Source organism: Nocardiopsis oceani (genome assembly GCF_054777395.1).
This window is the reverse complement of record NZ_BAAHAR010000060.1, coordinates 22,544-39,343: the sequence shown is the minus strand read 5'-3', so window position 1 is coordinate 39,343 and position 16,800 is coordinate 22,544. Positions and strand designations below refer to the sequence as shown.

The following is a 16,800-nucleotide window of genomic DNA, read 5'->3' as shown; positions in this document are numbered from 1 at the left end:
CTTACAGGAGTCCCGCACTTACAGGAGTCCCGCACTTACAGGAGTCCCGCACTTACAGGAGTCCCGCACTTACAGGAGTCCCGCACTTACAGGAGTCCCGCACTTACAGGAGTCCCGCACTTACAGGAGTCCCGCACTTACAGGACCCCAGCACCTACAGGACCCCCGCACCCGTAGTTGCAGCCGATCCGGCGTCTGTACTCGAGTTTGAGGTCCCGGGACAGGGTGGAGAGGGCGGGTGCGCTGATGCACTGACACGCGCCCGTCCTCCATCTGGTGGTGCCGATCTAGCCGCGGGCGGCTTCCCAGCGGTTGCGGAGGTCCTTCTGACCGGTCTCGGTGAGGGTGCCAAAGACGTTCAGGCGGGCCATCCCGCCGTCGGGGAAGACGTCGGTGCGCACGTGCGTCACGGTGACCGGACGGTCCAGGACGAAGCGGTGAGCGCTGTCCGGCTGGAGAGCCGTGCGGCCCACGATCTCGAACCACTCGTCCGGGTTCTGCGAGACCGCGTCGCAGCCCAGGATCGTCACCCAGCCCGCGGAGTTGCCCTTGAGGTAGGCGGTGTCCAGCTCGATGGCGCGCACCGAGGCCTGGGCGGTGAGCCGGAAGCGCACCCAGTCGTTGCCGGTGTCGCGACGGCGGCGGTTCTCCCATCCGTCGTCCATCTTGTGCGAGCGGCCCGGCAGGATGATGTTTTCCGGCGAGGAGTAGAAGCGGTCCGAGGCGTCCTCGACCATGCCGCCGTTGACCAGGGCGGCGACGTCGAAGCCGCCGAGAGCGGCCAGCCAGGCCGGGTCGGCGACGTGCTCGCCGTACACGCGCAGCCGTGCGACACCGCCGTCGGGGAACTGCTTGAGGCGAAGGTGGGTCCACCTGCGCCGGAGGTCCACCTTGAAGCCGTTCTCGGCGTGCCCGTACACGGGGGTGCGCGCGACGATCTCCGTCCACTCAGCGGCGAGGAGCTCGTCGGTGGTGGGCGTACCCTCCACGTGCGCGGCCTCGACACTGATCTCGGTGGGGTGATTGCCGCGGAAGTGCGCGGTGTCCACGACCAGCCCGCGGATGACCCCGGGCAGGGCGAGGCGCACCAGCGCCCAGTCGTGGTCCTCGGCGGTGGGGTGCGGCTGGTCGGCGCTCACACCGCGGCGGCGACGGGTTTCCCAGCCGTCCATGACCTTGCCCTTGTGCCCGAAGTGGTGCGGGTCGAACACCGCGGGCTCGGTCCGGAGCAGGTTCTCGCGATGGGCGAAGAACTCGTCGTTTGCGGCCACGACGCCGGCGCCCAAACGGCGGTCGGCGAGGTCGACGAGGCCGGAGAAGTCCAGCTCGGTCTTCCGGAAGTCGCCGTAGGGGTCGCCGCCCGGGTACGGCTGGGCGTTGTAGTCACGGGGGTCGAAGGGCTGGGCCTGGCTCACGTTTCTCCTGTCACTGTCTCGGGTGGGACCTTTCCAGCGTCGCAGGAGAAACCGATTACTTCCAGCGAAAGTTTTTGATCAGTATGTTCACTTAATCTGAACATTGGTTGTGGCGAGGTCTGCGGCGGTCTCCGCCAGTGCCCGGAGTGCGACGGCGATCTGCGGCCGTTCACCCGCACCCGAACGCACGGCCGTGACCACGTGGCGGCGCGGCTGGTCCGCGTGCGGGGTGCGTAGCGCGACCCCGGGGGCGTCGTTGGTGGCGGCCAGCCGCGGGATCAGCGCCACGCCCATCCCCGCGGCCACCATGTCGAGGATGGCCCGCCAGTCGGAGGCCACGTGGGCTTGTTCCGGAACGAAGCCCGCTTGGGCGCAGGTCGCGATGGTGATGTCCCGCCACGGCCCGGAGGCCCCGTAGATCCATGGCTCCTCGGCCAGGTCGCGCAGCCGCAACGCCGGTGCGGTGGCCAGTCGGTGCTGGGTCGGCAGGGCCACGTCCAGCGGGTCGGTGAGGAGCTCCGAGCGGTCGTAGCGGCCGTCGTGCCCGGTCGGGGCCTGCGCGGCCAGGGACAGACCGATGTCGATCTCGCCCGCGGCGAGCAGCTCGTACACCTCGGCCGCCTCGGCCTGGTGCACGCGGGTCCGCAGGCCGGGGTGGGCCCGGCGCAGGGCGTTCAGTGCGGGGACCACGAGGCTCGGGATGGCGGTGGCGAAGGTGCCGACGCGGACGCGTCCGGCCTCACCGCGCACGAACCCGTCCAGCTCGCCCTCGGCCCGCTCCAGCTGGGCCAGCACGATGTCGGTGTGCCGAAGCAGCACGTGTGCGGCGTCGGTGAGACGCACCCGGCGGCCGTGCGCCTCCAACAGGTCCACCCCCACTTGGTGGGAGAGGGATGAGAGCTGTTGGGAGACGGAGGAGGGCGTCATCGAGAGCGCCTCGGCCGTGGCCCTGACGGTTCCGAGCTCCTCGAGTGTGCGGAGCACGCGCAGCTTGCGCAGATCCCATTCGGTCACCTTCACAGGCATACCATTCGCCTCTGCTTAACAACAGCGGGGCGGGCGCACGGTCCTCGTGCGCCCGCCCCGGGGGAGCTCCGGATTCAGGGGGTGCTCCGGATCAGGGGATAGGGACCAGGGAGGGGGTCAGGTCCGCTCGGCGCGGTCGGCGTCCTCCTCGCCCCGGTAGGCAGCGCCCGCCTGGTCCGTGTACTTGGCCTCGCCCGGACCGGCGGACTCGATGTCCTCGCTGTCGATCTCGGCGGGGGAGTCCGCCGGACCGCGGCCGATCACGTTGAAGCAGATGTTCAGCAGGATCGAGACGACGGCCGCACCGATGATGCCCGAGTGGGCCACCAGCTCGACCGACTCCGGAAGGAAGGCGTAGAAGGTCGGGTAGGCCAGCGGGACGACCGCCACACCGATGGAGGTGGCCACCAGCACCAGGTTGAGGTTGTTGGTGAAGTCCACCTTGGTCAGGGTCTTGATCCCGCTCGCCGCCACGGTGCCGAACAGGACCAGGCCCGCGCCGCCCAGGACGGGGGTGGGGATGGCCGCCATGACACCGCCCAGCACCGGGAACATGCCCAGCGCCAGGAGGATGCCCGCGCCCGTGGCCACCACGTACCGGCTGCGGATACCGGTCAGGGCAAGCAGGCCGATGTTCTGCGCGAAGGAGCTGGTGGGGGTGGCGGAGAAGATCGGGCCGATGATGGAGCCGCTCACGTCGGCGCGCAGACCGGCGGAGATGCGCTTGGCGTCCACCTTGGAGCCGGTGATCTCGCCGACCGCGATGATGTGCGAGGCGCCTTCGGTCAGCACCACGAGCATGATGATGCACATGGTGACGATCGCGGCGATCTCGAACTGCGGCGCACCGAAGTAGAACACCGACGTGGGGTTGAAGACCAGGTCCGCCTCGCCGACCCGGCTGAAGTCGGCCATGCCGAACGGGATCGCGGCGAGCGTGCCCACGACCAGGCCCAGGAGGATGGACAGTCGGCCCCAGATGCCGGGGAAGACCCGGGAACCGACGAGGATGACCGCGAGGGTCAGCCCGGCCAGGGCGAGGTTGCCCATGGGTGCGGCCGGGACCGTGGAACCGTCGTCGAGGACGGTGGTGGCGTCGTCCATGATCCAGCGGGCGGCCACCGGCATCAGGCTGACGCCGATGACGGTGATGATCGTGCCCGTGACGATCGGCGGGAAGAAGCGGATGAGCTGCCCGAAGAACGGGGTCAGGGCGAGGGCGAAGACACCTGCGGCGATGGACGCGCCGAAGGCGACGGGCAGGTTCTCGCCGTCCTGGCCGGCGGCCAGGGTGGCGATGGCGCTGACGGGGACGAAGGAACACGCAACGACGATCGGCATTTGGGCACCGACCCGTCGGTGCCCCATCGTCTGGAGGAGCGTGGCGATACCCGCCACCAGGAGCGCGCCGCTGACGAGGATTCCCATGGCGGCGGGGTCGTTCGCGAGCCCAGCGGCGGCGCCGATGACGAGGGCCGGTGCCACCGCACCGGCGTACATGGTGAGGATGTGCTGGAGCCCGTACACGAGGAGCAGCCGTGCCGGCAGCTTCTCGTCTTCGGGGCGTACGGGGGTCGTGGCGTTTGTTGTGGCCGAGTCCTTCGCGGACGGACTGTTCGACATGGCCAGTTTCCAGCCTTTGCGATGTGGGGTCACCGGGAAGAGGTGACCGGCTGTCTCGGACGTGCGTCCGGTGTTGTCGCGCCGACCCCCGGCTGCCCCTGTTTTCGGACATGGCGAAGGTCGGTGTGGCCCACCTGTGGTGGGCAGACGAGGCTGCCTCGGGTGTTCGGACCCGTGCTGTGGGGGAGTCCGGGGCCCGGCCGCACGCGCGGGCCCCGGCGTTCAGAGGGCTCCGAAGAGCACCGGGGGAGGTCTCACGGCCACCGCCCGGCGGGGGTGGAGACAGGCGTTAGAGGAAGCCCGGGACGGTCTTCCAGGCGTCGCCCGCGCTGGGGGCGTCGTCCCGTTCGACGGTGGCCTCGATCTTGCCGTAGGGCCGGTCCGCGGCGAAGAAGACCTCGTTGGGGTTGTCCAGGCCGAACGGGGAGAGGTCCACCAGGAAGTGGTGGTTGTTCGGCATGGAGAAGCGGATCTCCGCGATCTCCGGGTGCGCCTCCAGGACGGCCTTGCCCATCGCGTAGAGCGTCTGCTGCAGGGCGAGGCTGTGCGTCTCGGCGAAGGCCTCCAGGCACAGGGCGCGGACCGAGGCGTAGACCTTGTCGAAGTCGTGCTCGTTGCCGACGTAGCGCCAGCGGGCGGAGACGTCGGTGGCGAGGATCCGGTCGGTGACCTCGGGCAGGGTGGTGTACCGGGTCTTCGGGTAGCCGTGGAACTCCGAACCGGTGGACTTGAGGACGGTGAGGCCCTCGAAGCCGGAGACCACCCACTCCTTGTCGCCGTCCTTGTTGACGACGGTGGTGCGGGTCTCAGCGCCGCGGCGCGAGAAGGCGTGGTCGTGCGGGCCCTTTTCGGTGGCGATCCGGTCCCAGGAGTACTCCTCGATCTCCTGGCGGGCGCCGTGCACGTACTCGTGCTCGTCCACGAAGTGCCGGGCCAGGCGCAGGGCGAAGTCCTCGATCGCGCCGACGCCGCCCCACTCGCGGGCCTTGGCGTAGACGGTGTTCTTCTGCGTGTCCGTCGGCAGACACTTGGCGTTGTCTCCGACCGTGTGGACTTCCTCCAAGTCGCCGCGGAGCTGGGAGGTGACGTTGACGTCCTTGATCTGGTGGACGTCGGTGTCGCGCTGGACGTGGACGAGGCGGACCTCCGCCTTGCCGTACTGGTTGTCTCCGAGTCTGATGCCCATCAGGGTGAACTCCATCCGTATGGATTCGGTTTCATCGCTTGCGCCGCGCGCTGAACTCGCGCCGGTGCGCTGTGCGTATGAGGGAGGACCGCTGTGGTCGTGCGGAAGGACCTGTCACGCACTCGAAGAGGGTGGGGTGTTACGGCGGGGGTGGGGCCAGGCTGCTCTCCTTCGTTGGTCGGACCGGGGTGGGGAAGCCTCGTGCTCCTCCGGCGCCGCTCAGTGCTGGGCGCGGTACTGAGGGCTGGGGTTACGAGCCCCGGTAGGTCGAGTAGGCGAACGGGCTCAGCAGCAGCGGCACGTGGTAGTGCTGGTCCTCCTCGGCGAGGTCGAACACGATGCTGACCTCGGGGTAGAACCCGCGCTGGCCGGTCGCGGTGAAGTAGGCCTCGGTGTCGAAGACGACGCGGTAGTAGCCGGCGGACAGTTGGTCCGGGCCCAGGTCGGGCACGCGCCCGTCACTGTTGGTGCGGCCTTCGGCGACGGTCTTCCAGGAGGTGCGGTCGCCGTCGGCGGCGACCTCCAGGCGGACCGGGACGTCGCGGGCCGGGGTGCCCAGGGCGGCGTCCAGGATGTGGGTGGTCACGTGGCTCATGCTGCCTCCAGGAGTTTGACCAGGCGGAGTCCGGAGATCTTGCGGAGCTCCTCGCCGACCACGGACAGTTCGGTGTCGCGGTCGTTGTCCAGGCGGGCGACCAGGTCCGCGAGGAGCTCGCGGCTGCTGCGGCCGCTCGCGCAGACGAGGTAGATCTGCCCGAACCTTTCCTCGTACTCACCTTGTGCGAACGTGAAGATTCGCTGGACCCTCGCGGAGGCGTCGTCGGTGTCCGCGGCGAAGGCGGACTGCTCCCCCCGGGACCAAGCGGACTCGGTGTCGGCCCCCTTGGCCTTCTCCCCGATGCGGGGGTGCCGGTCCAGGGCCGTGGCGACCTCGTCCGCAGTGACCGCCCGCGCGTGCCCGTCCGCGGTCGCGAGCAGGGCGTCGCGGTCGGCGAAGGGTGCCTCAGACGCGACGGCCTCCACCCAGCGGTCCACGTTCAGGCACTGCGCGAGTTCGGTGCGCAGGTCCTCCTTGGACAGGGTGTTCAGACGCGCCAGTCCCGGGTCGGGTGCTCTCCCCGACTCGTCCGGGGTGGTCTCGGGCATGTGTTCTCCCGTGGCTGGGCCGACGCACCGAGCTTCGCCGGAAGGGCGGGGCCCGGTGAATCGGCCATGTCTTTTCGTAAAGCAGATAACTGATTCCGTATTACGGATTGGGGGGACTCTAGTTGATGACAGTGTGAGCTTGTCAACACTCACAAGGGGGTAGCGACGAAAAACTGTGGAATCTGTCTCCCTTGGCGAAGAAGTCGTGAAGTTCCTGCGTGCTGATGGGGCGGGCGGGGTCTGTGGGGTTGCGTCAAGGGGTGCGGAGGCGGGTTGAGGGGTGTGTCCGGGTGGGTGTCGATCGGGGTGTCGGCGCGAAGGGGTGGTTGACAAGCGCAGGTGGTCCGGCCCACACTCAATGTATTCCTTAAAGTGAAAACTACTTTCCACAATGTGGAAGTAGATGCCGGAGGCAACGCATGAGCCACACACTCGGATACACGGTGAACTGCTCCCTGCTGTTCACGGAACTCCCCCTCAACGAGCGCCCCCAGGCCGCACGCGACGCGGGCTTCCACGCCGTCGAGTTCTGGTGGCCCTTCGAGAGCGCGACCCCCGAACAGGGCGAGATCGACGCCTTCGTCGGTGCCCTCGACAGCGCGGGCGTCCGCCTCAGCGGCCTCAACTTCTTCGCCGGCCAGCTCCCCGGCCCCGACCGCGGCGTACTCTCGCACCCCTCCCGCACCGCCGAGTTCCTCGCCAACACCGAAGTGGTCGCCCAGATCGCCGAGCGCACCGGCGCCACCGGCTTCAACGCCCTCTACGGCCTGCGCCAGGACGGGGTCGACCCCGCCGAACAGGACCGTCTCGCCCTCGACAACACCGTCGCCGCCGCCAACGCGGTCGCCAAGGTCGGCGGCACCGTGCTCGTCGAGCCCATCAGCGGCTCCGACGACTACCCGCTCAAGACAGCCGCTGAAGGCCTCGCCTTCGTCGCCAAGGTCAAGGAGGCCGGCGCCGAGAACGTCGCGTTCCTCGCCGACTTCTTCCACCTCGCCGTCAACGGTGAGGACGTCGCCGCGGTCGTCCGAAACCACGCCGCAGAGTTCGGGCACATCCAGATCGCCGACGCCCCCGGCAGAGGCGAGCCCGGCTCCGGCGAGCTCCCCCTCGACGAGCTCCTCTCCGCGGCCCAAGCCGGCGGCTACCGGGGCCTGGTCGGCCTGGAGTACAAGCCCACCGTCCCCACCACCCAGAGCTTCGGCTGGTTGGGCTGACCCACGCGGGCCGTCCCGACCACGCCGACCACCAGCCACACACCAGACTGAAAGGGGCCGTCATGGCCATTAAGAAGATCGCCTTCGTCGGTCTCGGCATCATGGGCCTGCCCATGGCCGTCAACCTCGTCCGCGCCGGATACACCGTCACCGGCCACAACCGCAGCCCCGAGCGCGTCGACGCCCTGGTCGCCGAGGGCGGCCTGCGCGGCGGCAGCATCGCGGAGGCCGTCGCCGACGCCGACGCCGTCATCACGATGGTCCCCGACTCCCCGGACGTGGAAGCCGTCCTCACGGGTGAGGGCGGGGTCTTCGACAACGCCAAGCCCGGCACGCTGGTCATCGACATGAGCAGCATCCGTCCCGACGTGGCCCGCGCGGTCGCGGCCGCCGGTGCCGACCGGGGCCTCAAGGTCCTGGACGCCCCGGTCAGCGGCGGCGAGGCCGGTGCCGTCGAAGCCAAGCTCTCCATCATGGTCGGTGGCGCCCAGGACGACTTCGAGGCCGCGCGCTCCATCTTCGACGTCCTCGGGACCACCCCCGTCCTGGTCGGCCCGAGCGGTTCCGGCCAGACGGTCAAGGCAGCCAACCAGCTCATCGTGGCCGGCAACATCCAGCTCCTCGCCGAAGCCCTCGTCTTCCTCGAGGCGCACGGCGTGGACACCGAGTCCGGCCTGGAGGTCCTGGGCGGCGGGCTCGCGGGCAGCACCGTGCTCCAGCGCAAGGGCAAGGCCATGCGTGAGCGCAACTTCGCCCCCGGCTTCCGGATCGCCCTGCACGACAAGGACATGCGCATCGTCACCGACTCCGCCCACGCGGCCGGGGTCGCGGTCCCGCTGGGCTCTCAGGTGGCGCAGTACGTGGCCGCGCTCAAGAACCAGGGCAACGGCTCCCTCGACCACTCCGCGCTGCTGAAGCTCGTCGAGGAGCTCTCCGGCCGCGAGAAGTAACGGACACCGTCACCGGGGCGCCGCCGTCGTCCCCCGGGTGTTGGCCCACCCGGGGACTCCGGCGACGCGCCGCCCCACCCCCTAGCACCCGCCTCTGGCACCACCCCTAGCACTGCCTTCCGGCACTCCCCACCACACCAGCCACCCCAGCACTGAAGGGTTCGCTCCCATGGCGAAAATGCCCGCGATGAACGCCGTCGTGGAGGTTCTCAAGGACGAGGGCGTCGACACCGCGTTCGGCTGCCCCGGCGCCGCGATCCTCCCGCTCTACAAGGCGATGGAGGACGTGGGGGGCATCGAGCACCTCGTAGTCCGCCACGAAGAAGGCGCCACGCACATGGCCGACGGCTGGTCGCGCACGACCGGCAAGGTCGGCGTGGCCATCGGTACCTCCGGCCCGGCCGGGACCAACATGATCACCGGCCTGTACACCGCCATCGCCGACTCGATCCCGATGGTCTGCATCACCGGCCAGCAGCGCACCGACCTCCTCGACAAGGAGGGCTTCCAGGCGGTCGACATCGTCGAGATCGCCAAGCCCGTCACCAAGTGGGCCGTCCAGATCAAGGAGGCGGCCACCGCCCCGTGGATCTTCCGCGAGGCCTTCCGGATCTCCCAGGAGGGCCGTCCCGGACCTGTCCTGGTCGACATCCCCTTGGACGTGGCCCAGCAGCTCATCGACTACGACCCGTCGATCGACGCCGCGCTCAAGATCAACACGGTGGAGCCGCACCTGCCCCGCGTCGAGCGCGCGCTGGACCTGCTGCTGGAGGCCGAGCGGCCGCTCATCCTCGCCGGCGGCGGCGTGATCCTGGCCGAGGCCTCCGACGACCTGCGGGAGCTGGCCGAGTACCTCCAGGTGCCGGTCCAGGTCACCCTCATGGGCAAGGGCTCCTTCGACGAGGAATCGCCCCTGTACTCCGGCATGACCGGTGTGCAGACCTCCCAGCGCTACGGCAACGCCTCTTTCCTGGAGTCGGATCTGGTCCTGGTCGTGGGTGCCCGCTTCGCCGACCGCCACACCGGCCAGATCGACGTCTACCGGGGCGAGCGCAAGTTCATCCACGTGGACATCGAGGCCACTCAGATCGGCCGGGTCTTCGAGCCGGACCTGGGCGTGGTCTCCGACGCCAAGCTGTTCCTCCAGGAGCTGCTCGCCGCCGCCAAGCGCCGCGAGGCCAAGGCCCAGGTGGGCGCCTGGATCGACCGGGTCGGCGAGCTCAAGACCACCATGACCCGCCGCGAGGACTTCGACTCGGTCCCGGTGAAGGCGCCGCGCGTCTACAAGGAGATCAACGAGGCCTTCGACGAGGACACCTACTTCGTCACCGCGATCGGCCTGTACCAGATCTGGGGCGGCCAGCACCAGAAGGCGTACAAGCCGCGCCACTACCAGATCTGCGGTCAGGCGGGCCCGCTCGGCTGGGAGATCCCCGCAGCCATCGGTGTGAAGAAGGCCCTCAAGCACACCGAGCCGGACGCGGAGGTCGTCGGCATCGTCGGTGACTACAGCTTCCAGTACATGGTCGAGGAACTGGCGGTGGCCGCCCAGTACAACGTGCCGTACGTGATCATCATGCTCAACAACGAGTACCTGGGCCTGATCCGCCAGGCCTCGATCCCGTTCGACATGAACTACCAGGTGGACATCCACTACGACGAGTACGGCACCGACAGCGTCAAGCTCATGGAGGCCTACGGCTGCTCCGGCCGCCGCGTCTGGGAGCCGGGGGAGATCCGGGAGTCCCTGGAATGGGCGCGCAAGCAGGCGCAGTCCACGTCGCGGCCGGTGCTCGTCGAGATCATGATCGAGCGCGAGGCCAACACCCCGCACGGCCCGGCGATCGACGCCGTCAAGGAGTTCGAGCCCCTCCCGGGCGCGTAGTTCCCGGTCAGGGCGCCACGGTGCCCTGCACCCCAGACTGCCGCGGGGCCGGACCTGCACCCCGGCCCCGTGGCTAGGCCCCCTCCGTGACCGGCAGGAGGGGGCCGCACCCTACCCCGAGGGGCGGCGGCGTTCTTCGCTGGCTCAACGCCGTCCCTCGGTTCGGCTGTTCCGGCCGTTGTTCTCCATGCGGGATCCGTCCCACGGGCGAGCGGATTTCCGGAGCACCGCGTTGACCGGGTCCTCCGCAGTATTGGTTCCGAGGGCCGGTGGCGGAGGGGACTGGCACATGAGGAACGCCCGCTCCCGTAGCTCCGGGACCGGGCGTTGAAGAAGGATGTCCGTCGGCGGTACCGGCCAGGCAGCGGCGCGGCTTACGTGTCTTGCTCTGCGCGGCGATGGTGGCCTCGGGTGTTGGCCGCACCCTGGGTCCCGCCGACGGAATCCGTATGACCCCCCTAGCACTGAAGGGTTCGCCTCCAGGGTAACCGCTCCCGGCGATATCTTGAAGTCGAGGTACCTGTTTTGAACGATCATTTTGGATTCGCGAAGGATGTTCATGTCTCTGCAGGTCAACGGCGTCGGGTCTCAATATATGAGCGGTCGGTACCGGTTTTTCTCGACCGTCTGCTAACGTGAGGGTCGATATGTTGCGCGAGCTGCTCCTCCTTAGCGGCCGCGGCGGGGATCGTTAAACGGTCGGCCCCTCGCCGCGGGACTTCGGCATGCCGTGTCGGCCACGTCACACCGCGCAACATTTTTCGAGGAGCAACACCACATGGTGCCGCAGCAAAAGCCCAGCCGTATGCCCTTCCATCGTTACGAGCCCTTCGCTCCGGTGGACCTGCCCGACCGCACGTGGCCCACCAAGACCACCACCGAGGCTCCTCGCTGGCTCTCCACCGACCTGCGTGACGGTAACCAGGCGCTGATCGAGCCGATGGACTCCGACCGCAAGCACGAGATCTTCGAGCTGCTGGTCCGCATGGGCTACAAGGAGATCGAGGTCGGTTTCCCCTCCGCCAGCCAGACCGACTTCGACTTCGTCCGGTCGCTGATCGAGAACGAACTGATCCCCGACGACGTACAGATCTCCGTGCTGACCCAGGCCCGCGAGGACCTGATCGAGCGCACCGTGCAGAGCCTGGTCGGCGCCAAGCGCGCCACCGTCCACCTGTACAACGCCACCGCGCCCACCTTCCGCCGCGTCGTCTTCAAGGTCGACCGCGAGGCCTGCAAGAGCATCGCCGTCGAAGGCACGCGGGACGTGGTCCGCTTCGCCGAGCAGTACCTGGGCGACACCGAGTACTTCGGCTACCAGTACTCGCCGGAGATCTTCGTCGACACCGAGCTGGACTTCGCCCTGGAGGTCTGCGAGGCCGTCATGGACGTCTGGCAGCCCGGCCCGGGCCGCGAGATCATCCTGAACCTGCCCGCCACCGTCGAGCGCTCCACCCCCAACGTCTACGCCGACCAGATCGAGTGGATGAGCCGCAACCTGACGCGGCGCGAGCACGTGGTGCTGTCCGTGCACCCGCACAACGACCGCGGCACCGGCGTGGCCTCGGCGGAACTGGGCGTCATGGCCGGGGCCGACCGCGTCGAGGGCTGCCTGTTCGGCCACGGCGAGCGCACCGGCAACGTCTGCCTGGTCACCCTGGGCATGAACCTGTTCAGCCAGGGCGTCGACCCCAAGATCGACTTCTCCGACATCGACGAGATCCGCCGCACGGTCGAACACTGCACCCAGCTGCCCGTCGCACCCCGCCACCCCTACGGCGGCGACCTGGTCTACACCGCCTTCTCCGGATCCCACCAGGACGCCATCAAGAAGGGCTTCACCGCGCTGGAGGCCCGCGCCGAGGAGGCCGGGACCAACGTCGACGAGTACACCTGGGACGTGCCCTACCTGCCCATCGACCCCAAGGACGTGGGACGCAACTACGAGGCGGTCATCCGGGTCAACAGCCAGTCCGGCAAGGGCGGCGTCTCCTACATCATGCAGCGCGACCACTCGCTGGACCTGCCGCGCCGTCTGCAGATCGAGTTCTCCCAGGTCATCCAGGGATTCATGGACGCCGAAGGCGGCGAGTTCCCCGCCGACCGCATCTGGGACATCTTCACGGAGACCTACCTGTCCGACGAGGGCCCGGTCTCGGTCCTGGCCCACCGCTCCAGCACCTCGGAGGACGGCACCTACTCGATCGAGGCCGACGCCCGCGTCAACGGCGAGATCCGTGAACTGAAGGGCACCGGCAACGGTCCGATCTCCGCGTTCGGCGACGCGCTGGCCGACGTGGACTTCAAGGTGCGCGTCATGGACTACATCGAGCACTCCATGGGCGAGGACGGCGACGCCCGTGCCGCCGCCTACGTGGAAGCCGAGATCGACGGCCGTGTCGTGTGGGGAGTGGGCATCCACAGCAGCATCACGACGGCCTCGCTGAAGGCCGTGTGCAGCGCCATCGGCCGCGCCTGACCCACAGCCCGGTACCCCTAGTACTGAGGGCGGGGCCCACGACAATCGTCGCGGGCCCCGCCCCCTTTTGTGGGCCACCTACCTCAGAAGGAGCCCAGCGGCCCCGGGTCGGCCAGCTCCAGGGCGGAGCAGAACTCCCGGTTCGCTCCCGCCAGCTCTGACACGGGGACGGGGCTCCGGGTGGTCGCGGCCAGGTCCTCCTGCCCTTCGGCCGACCACAGGAACGGGTAGACGGAGAGGCCCTCCGATGGGCGGAGGCCCGCCGTCTCCGCACGCCATTCCGGCCAGCGCAGTTCCTCGTAGAAGCCGGTCAGGTGTCCTTCCAGGAGCCATTCCAGCCAGCCCGCGTACCCGGTTCCAAGGGGCTCCCACTCAAGGCGGTCCGGCGCGAAGTAGGCCACCTCGCCCGGCTCTCCCGGGTACCCCAGTTCCTCGGCAGCCGGTCCGTTGACGCCGAAGACCCCGCCGAGCACGTCGTGCGCGACGATCAGCCGCGCCGGGGGTGCCTCTTCGACCTCCCCGGTGAGGCCGTTCACCTGATCCAGCCCGGCCAGGTCAGCGCAGCCGCCGCCGTGCACCCGCAGCCACCCGTCGTCCACGAGGATCCCGCCGGTCTCCAGGGCGACCGCGCCCAGGAAGGAACGGGCCGTCACCTGGAGGCGCAGCAAGCAGCGGCCCCGGTGCTCTGGGGCTGGCGGCTGTACATGGACGCTCAGGGGGCTATCCGCACACAGGGGGCTCAGCTCCGGCCACGCGGGGTTCCCACGTCGACTAGCTCATTCAGTTCACGCATGCGCGCATGATTCCACCTTCGGATGACACGTCAGACCACTCGCCTGGGCCGACGCCAGCGTCAGAGGCAGAGGAAGAACCCGCCGCCTTCCCACGGGGTGAACCCGCAGGAGCGGTAGAACTCGTACACGTAGGGGTCCTCGGCGGCCAGGAACTGCACCTTGTAACAACCCTCGCGCTCGGCCAGCTCCCGCACCGCTGCCATGAGCAGGCCACCCACGCCCTGCCGACGGTGTGCCTCGGCCACGACCAGGTTCTCCATGACCAGGCGCGGCCGACCGGCCCGGCTCAGGTTGGGCAGGACCACGCAGTCCACCGTGCCCAAGTGTTCTCCGGTGCCGTCTGTCGCCACCAGCAGGGACCGCCCGGCCTGCGCGTCGATCTCCGTCCAGATCCGGGCGGCTTCGATCGCGGAGAGGGGCGGGTCCTCCGGGTACATCTCGCCGAGGAGCTCCAGGACGCCGGGAAGATCGGTACCGGTCGCGGGCCGGATCTCGATTCCCATACCGCTCACTCTAGCCACCCGGACTGGCGCCACATTGCACCGGAAAAGCCTTGGCGGTGGGGGAATCCGGGATGCCAACATCACTGCCATGTCCTATCGAGAGATCATCCAGCGCACCCTGCGCGTCCCCGAGCCGATCGGCGCGCCCGGTGATGGTTCAGCCGCGACGCGCCAGCTCGACGCCGCGTTGCTGACCGCGGGCTTCGCGCTCTCCGGTGAGCTGCGCTCGCGTATCGAGGTGCTGAGCGACGAGGACGTCCACCGCGTGGCCCGGCAGGTCATGGACGCGGTCCGGGAACTGGCCGGCGCGCACGCGCGGCACAACGTGTACTTCCGGAACTTCCCGGAGAAGGTCCCCAACACCGTCGAGTTCTGGCTGACGTGCCTGGTCTCCGCGCTGGGCGACCCGGAGGCCCGTGACGGGGTCGAACTCCGCGACGGTGCTCTCAACCTCCTCAGCCTGCCCGAGTACGGCCGCTACCAGCACACCTACGCTGAACTCGCTGCCGCGCGCGATGACTTCGTGGCCTCGGCCAAGGACCGCCTCACCCTCCTGCACCTGGGTAAACCCCTCGCCCAAGAGGCCCACTGGCTCTTCCTCGACCTGGCCGCCAGCCCGATCCCGCTCAGCGAGTTCGAGCGCGAGCTCCTGGCTTGGCTCGCCGGGGAGGCCGCTACGGTGCTCGGTGAGGGTGCACTGCCGGAGATGCCCGTGCGGGAGAACCGTGCCCTGGTCAACGCTGCCCTGATCCGCGCGGGCCGCGACCCGGTCGTGGACACCGCCACGGACGTACTGCGCCTGGCGCAGGTCCTGTCCGACGGTGACGTCTCCCTCACCGCGCCGAGGCGCCTGCGCTCCTTCGCGCGTAGGGAGCGCCGCATCCTGATGGCCGCGCTCGACCGCGTGATCGCCGAAAACGAGGACAAGCTCGCCGACGTGGGCCGACACCTCCAGGGGTGGAAGCGCCTGGGCGAGGGGCTGCACCCGCACGAGTACCGTCGGTTCGCCCACGCCCGTGAGGTGTTCGCGGTGGCCCGGGGCGAGCGCCGAGTGCGCACCTTCAACGCCAAGGTCGAGTCCGCCTTTCTCGACGGTGACCTGGACCGGGCGGTCCGGCTGCTGTCCACGGCCCCCGGCATGCTGGTGCGCACCCTGGACCGGCTGCTCCGCGCGGGCGGGCCCGAGACCGCGCCGAACCTTGCGGAGCGCGTTCGGACCCTGGGTCCTCGGGTCTCCAGCCGGGTGCTGCTCGCCGCGCGTGAGGAACTGGCCAATCGAACCGTCTCCGGCCGGGTCCGCCTGTTCGCCAACCAGACGGCGCGCGGATGGACCGCTCGGGACACACGCGAACCCCTGGGGCGCGAGGTCGTCCGCACCCTCCTGGACGCCATCGACGAGGTCGTCGCGGCCCGCATGCCCGCCCAGGACCTGCTCCTGGTGGACCCCGCGGTGCGCACGGTCGCGGTGCCGCGCTCGGCCAAGGGCGTCCCCAAGGGGTTCGGTGTGCTGCCGCGTGGCACCGTCACCCCGGTCGGCGGTGACCTGCTGCGGTTCTTCGTGCACTGGCTGGACGGCGAGCGCACCACCGACCTCGACCTGTCGGTGCTGCTGCTCGATGACGACTACGCGCCTGTGGGGCATGTCTCCTGGACCAACCTCAAGGAGATCGGAGCGGTGCACTCCGGCGACCTGGTCATGGCGCCAGGACCGGACGGCGCCACCGAGATGATCGAGCTCGACCTGAACCGGATGGCGGCAAGGCACGTGGTGCCGCAGGTGCACGTGTACTCCGGTGACCGGTTCACGTTCCTGCCCGAGGCGTTCTTCGGATACATGGTGCGGGACGGTGAACAGGAGGGCATGCCCTTCGATCCTCGCACCGTCCGGGTGCGCTCCGACCTGGAGGGTGAGGCGCCGGTAGCGGTCCCGCTGGTGTTCAGCCAGACGCAGGAGGGCTGGGAAGCGCGGTGGCTCCACCTGTTCCTGCGCGGGGCTGGGCTCGCCAACAAGGTCGAGACCACCGGCATCCCCGCACGGGAACAGGCCCGATCGGTGGTCGAGCGGCGTTATCTCACCATCGGCGATCTAGTGGACCTGATGGAACGCACCTCGGGGGAGGTGCGCGACTATGACGGGCGGCCGCCCACGGCGGAGGAGGTGGCGGCTCGCACTGTCCGCTACGTGGGCCTGGAACGACCTGAGGGGCTCCCCGAGGGTGTGGACGCCATCACCCAGGTCGATCTTCCCGTGCTGCTCGCCGACCCGGCGGAAGCCAACGGCCCGGGAAGGGACCGGAGGGGTCCGTAAAACCGGGTGACCGTGCGGGGGAGACCCGCTAGTCTCCTCTGTGCGGGGCGAGGCACCCCGCGGGTTTCCTTCTTCCCTTCGGGGTTCGACCGGTCAACCCGCGGACTCACCTCCCCCGGTGGGCACCGTCCCGGCTTCCTTCTACATCCCTTTAGCGTCAGCCGGGACACTCTCCCGCCTCGCGATCGGGCCGCGCCTCCAGGGGCGCGGCTCAGGCACGGCACCGTGTCGGTTTCCTTCTTCTCCTCCTCAAGTCGTTAACCGGCAC

13 protein-coding genes are annotated in these 16,800 nt (G+C 69.2%); 5 read left to right on the top strand and 8 right to left on the bottom strand.

Annotated elements, in window-relative coordinates:
• Nucleotides 1-287 precede the first annotated feature (287 nt).
• The 6 genes from alc to uraD all read right to left on the bottom strand — a co-directional run bounded on the left by alc (nucleotide 288) and on the right by uraD (nucleotide 6,396).
• Nucleotides 288-1,415 carry an allantoicase gene (gene alc / locus ACYVDG_RS29025; protein WP_460761412.1) on the bottom strand — a complete coding sequence of 376 codons (1,128 nt, stop codon included), beginning with the start codon at nucleotides 1,413-1,415 and terminating at the stop codon, nucleotides 288-290.
• 87 nt (nucleotides 1,416-1,502) lie between these two features.
• Nucleotides 1,503-2,441 (bottom strand): LysR family transcriptional regulator, encoded by a 939-nt coding sequence (locus tag ACYVDG_RS29020; protein ID WP_460761407.1) that lies wholly within the window; start codon nucleotides 2,439-2,441, stop codon nucleotides 1,503-1,505.
• A gap of 117 nt (nucleotides 2,442-2,558) precedes the next feature.
• The gene (locus tag ACYVDG_RS29015; protein WP_460761404.1) at nucleotides 2,559-4,064 is read right to left on the bottom strand and encodes a nucleobase:cation symporter-2 family protein; all 1,506 of its coding nucleotides are present in this window, start codon (nucleotides 4,062-4,064) and stop codon (nucleotides 2,559-2,561) included.
• A 289-nt stretch (nucleotides 4,065-4,353) separates the two neighbouring features.
• Nucleotides 4,354-5,250: a factor-independent urate hydroxylase gene (gene pucL / locus ACYVDG_RS29010; protein WP_460761401.1), complete on the bottom strand. Its 897-nt coding sequence runs from the start codon at nucleotides 5,248-5,250 to the stop codon at nucleotides 4,354-4,356.
• Between the two features lie 250 nt (nucleotides 5,251-5,500).
• Nucleotides 5,501-5,845 (bottom strand): hydroxyisourate hydrolase, encoded by a 345-nt coding sequence (gene uraH / locus ACYVDG_RS29005; RefSeq protein WP_460761398.1) that lies wholly within the window; start codon nucleotides 5,843-5,845, stop codon nucleotides 5,501-5,503.
• Complete coding sequence (uraD, locus tag ACYVDG_RS29000) at nucleotides 5,842-6,396, bottom strand: 2-oxo-4-hydroxy-4-carboxy-5-ureidoimidazoline decarboxylase (protein ID WP_460761395.1); 555 nt, start codon at nucleotides 6,394-6,396, stop codon at nucleotides 5,842-5,844. The genes uraH and uraD overlap by 4 nt, the downstream gene beginning before the upstream one ends.
• Nucleotides 6,397-6,815: 419 nt before the next feature.
• Here uraD and ACYVDG_RS28995 point away from each other — a divergent pair, with 419 nt between their 5' ends.
• The 4 genes from ACYVDG_RS28995 to leuA all read left to right on the top strand — a co-directional run bounded on the left by ACYVDG_RS28995 (nucleotide 6,816) and on the right by leuA (nucleotide 12,927).
• Nucleotides 6,816-7,613, top strand: a complete 798-nt coding sequence (locus ACYVDG_RS28995) for a hydroxypyruvate isomerase family protein (RefSeq protein ID WP_460761391.1) — start codon at nucleotides 6,816-6,818, stop codon at nucleotides 7,611-7,613.
• A gap of 47 nt (nucleotides 7,614-7,660) precedes the next feature.
• Nucleotides 7,661-8,563 carry a 2-hydroxy-3-oxopropionate reductase gene (locus tag ACYVDG_RS28990; protein ID WP_460761423.1) on the top strand — a complete coding sequence of 301 codons (903 nt, stop codon included), beginning with the start codon at nucleotides 7,661-7,663 and terminating at the stop codon, nucleotides 8,561-8,563.
• 169 nt (nucleotides 8,564-8,732) lie between these two features.
• Complete coding sequence (gene gcl, locus ACYVDG_RS28985) at nucleotides 8,733-10,448, top strand: glyoxylate carboligase (protein WP_460761386.1); 1,716 nt, start codon at nucleotides 8,733-8,735, stop codon at nucleotides 10,446-10,448.
• Nucleotides 10,449-11,226: 778 nt separating this feature from the next.
• On the top strand, nucleotides 11,227-12,927 hold the full coding sequence (gene leuA / locus ACYVDG_RS28980) for a 2-isopropylmalate synthase (protein ID WP_460761383.1): 1,701 nt from the start codon (nucleotides 11,227-11,229) through the stop codon (nucleotides 12,925-12,927).
• A gap of 83 nt (nucleotides 12,928-13,010) precedes the next feature.
• Here leuA and ACYVDG_RS28975 read toward each other — a convergent pair whose 3' ends face one another.
• The gene (locus ACYVDG_RS28975) at nucleotides 13,011-13,643 is read right to left on the bottom strand and encodes a DUF2625 family protein (protein ID WP_460761420.1); all 633 of its coding nucleotides are present in this window, start codon (nucleotides 13,641-13,643) and stop codon (nucleotides 13,011-13,013) included.
• 137 nt (nucleotides 13,644-13,780) lie between these two features.
• Nucleotides 13,781-14,224 carry a GNAT family N-acetyltransferase gene (locus tag ACYVDG_RS28970; RefSeq protein WP_460761380.1) on the bottom strand — a complete coding sequence of 148 codons (444 nt, stop codon included), beginning with the start codon at nucleotides 14,222-14,224 and terminating at the stop codon, nucleotides 13,781-13,783.
• Nucleotides 14,225-14,312: 88 nt separating this feature from the next.
• On the opposite strand from ACYVDG_RS28970, the gene ACYVDG_RS28965 reads away from it, so the two are divergent.
• Complete coding sequence (locus ACYVDG_RS28965; RefSeq protein ID WP_460761377.1) at nucleotides 14,313-16,532, top strand: TerD family protein; 2,220 nt, start codon at nucleotides 14,313-14,315, stop codon at nucleotides 16,530-16,532.
• Nucleotides 16,533-16,800 lie beyond the last annotated feature (268 nt).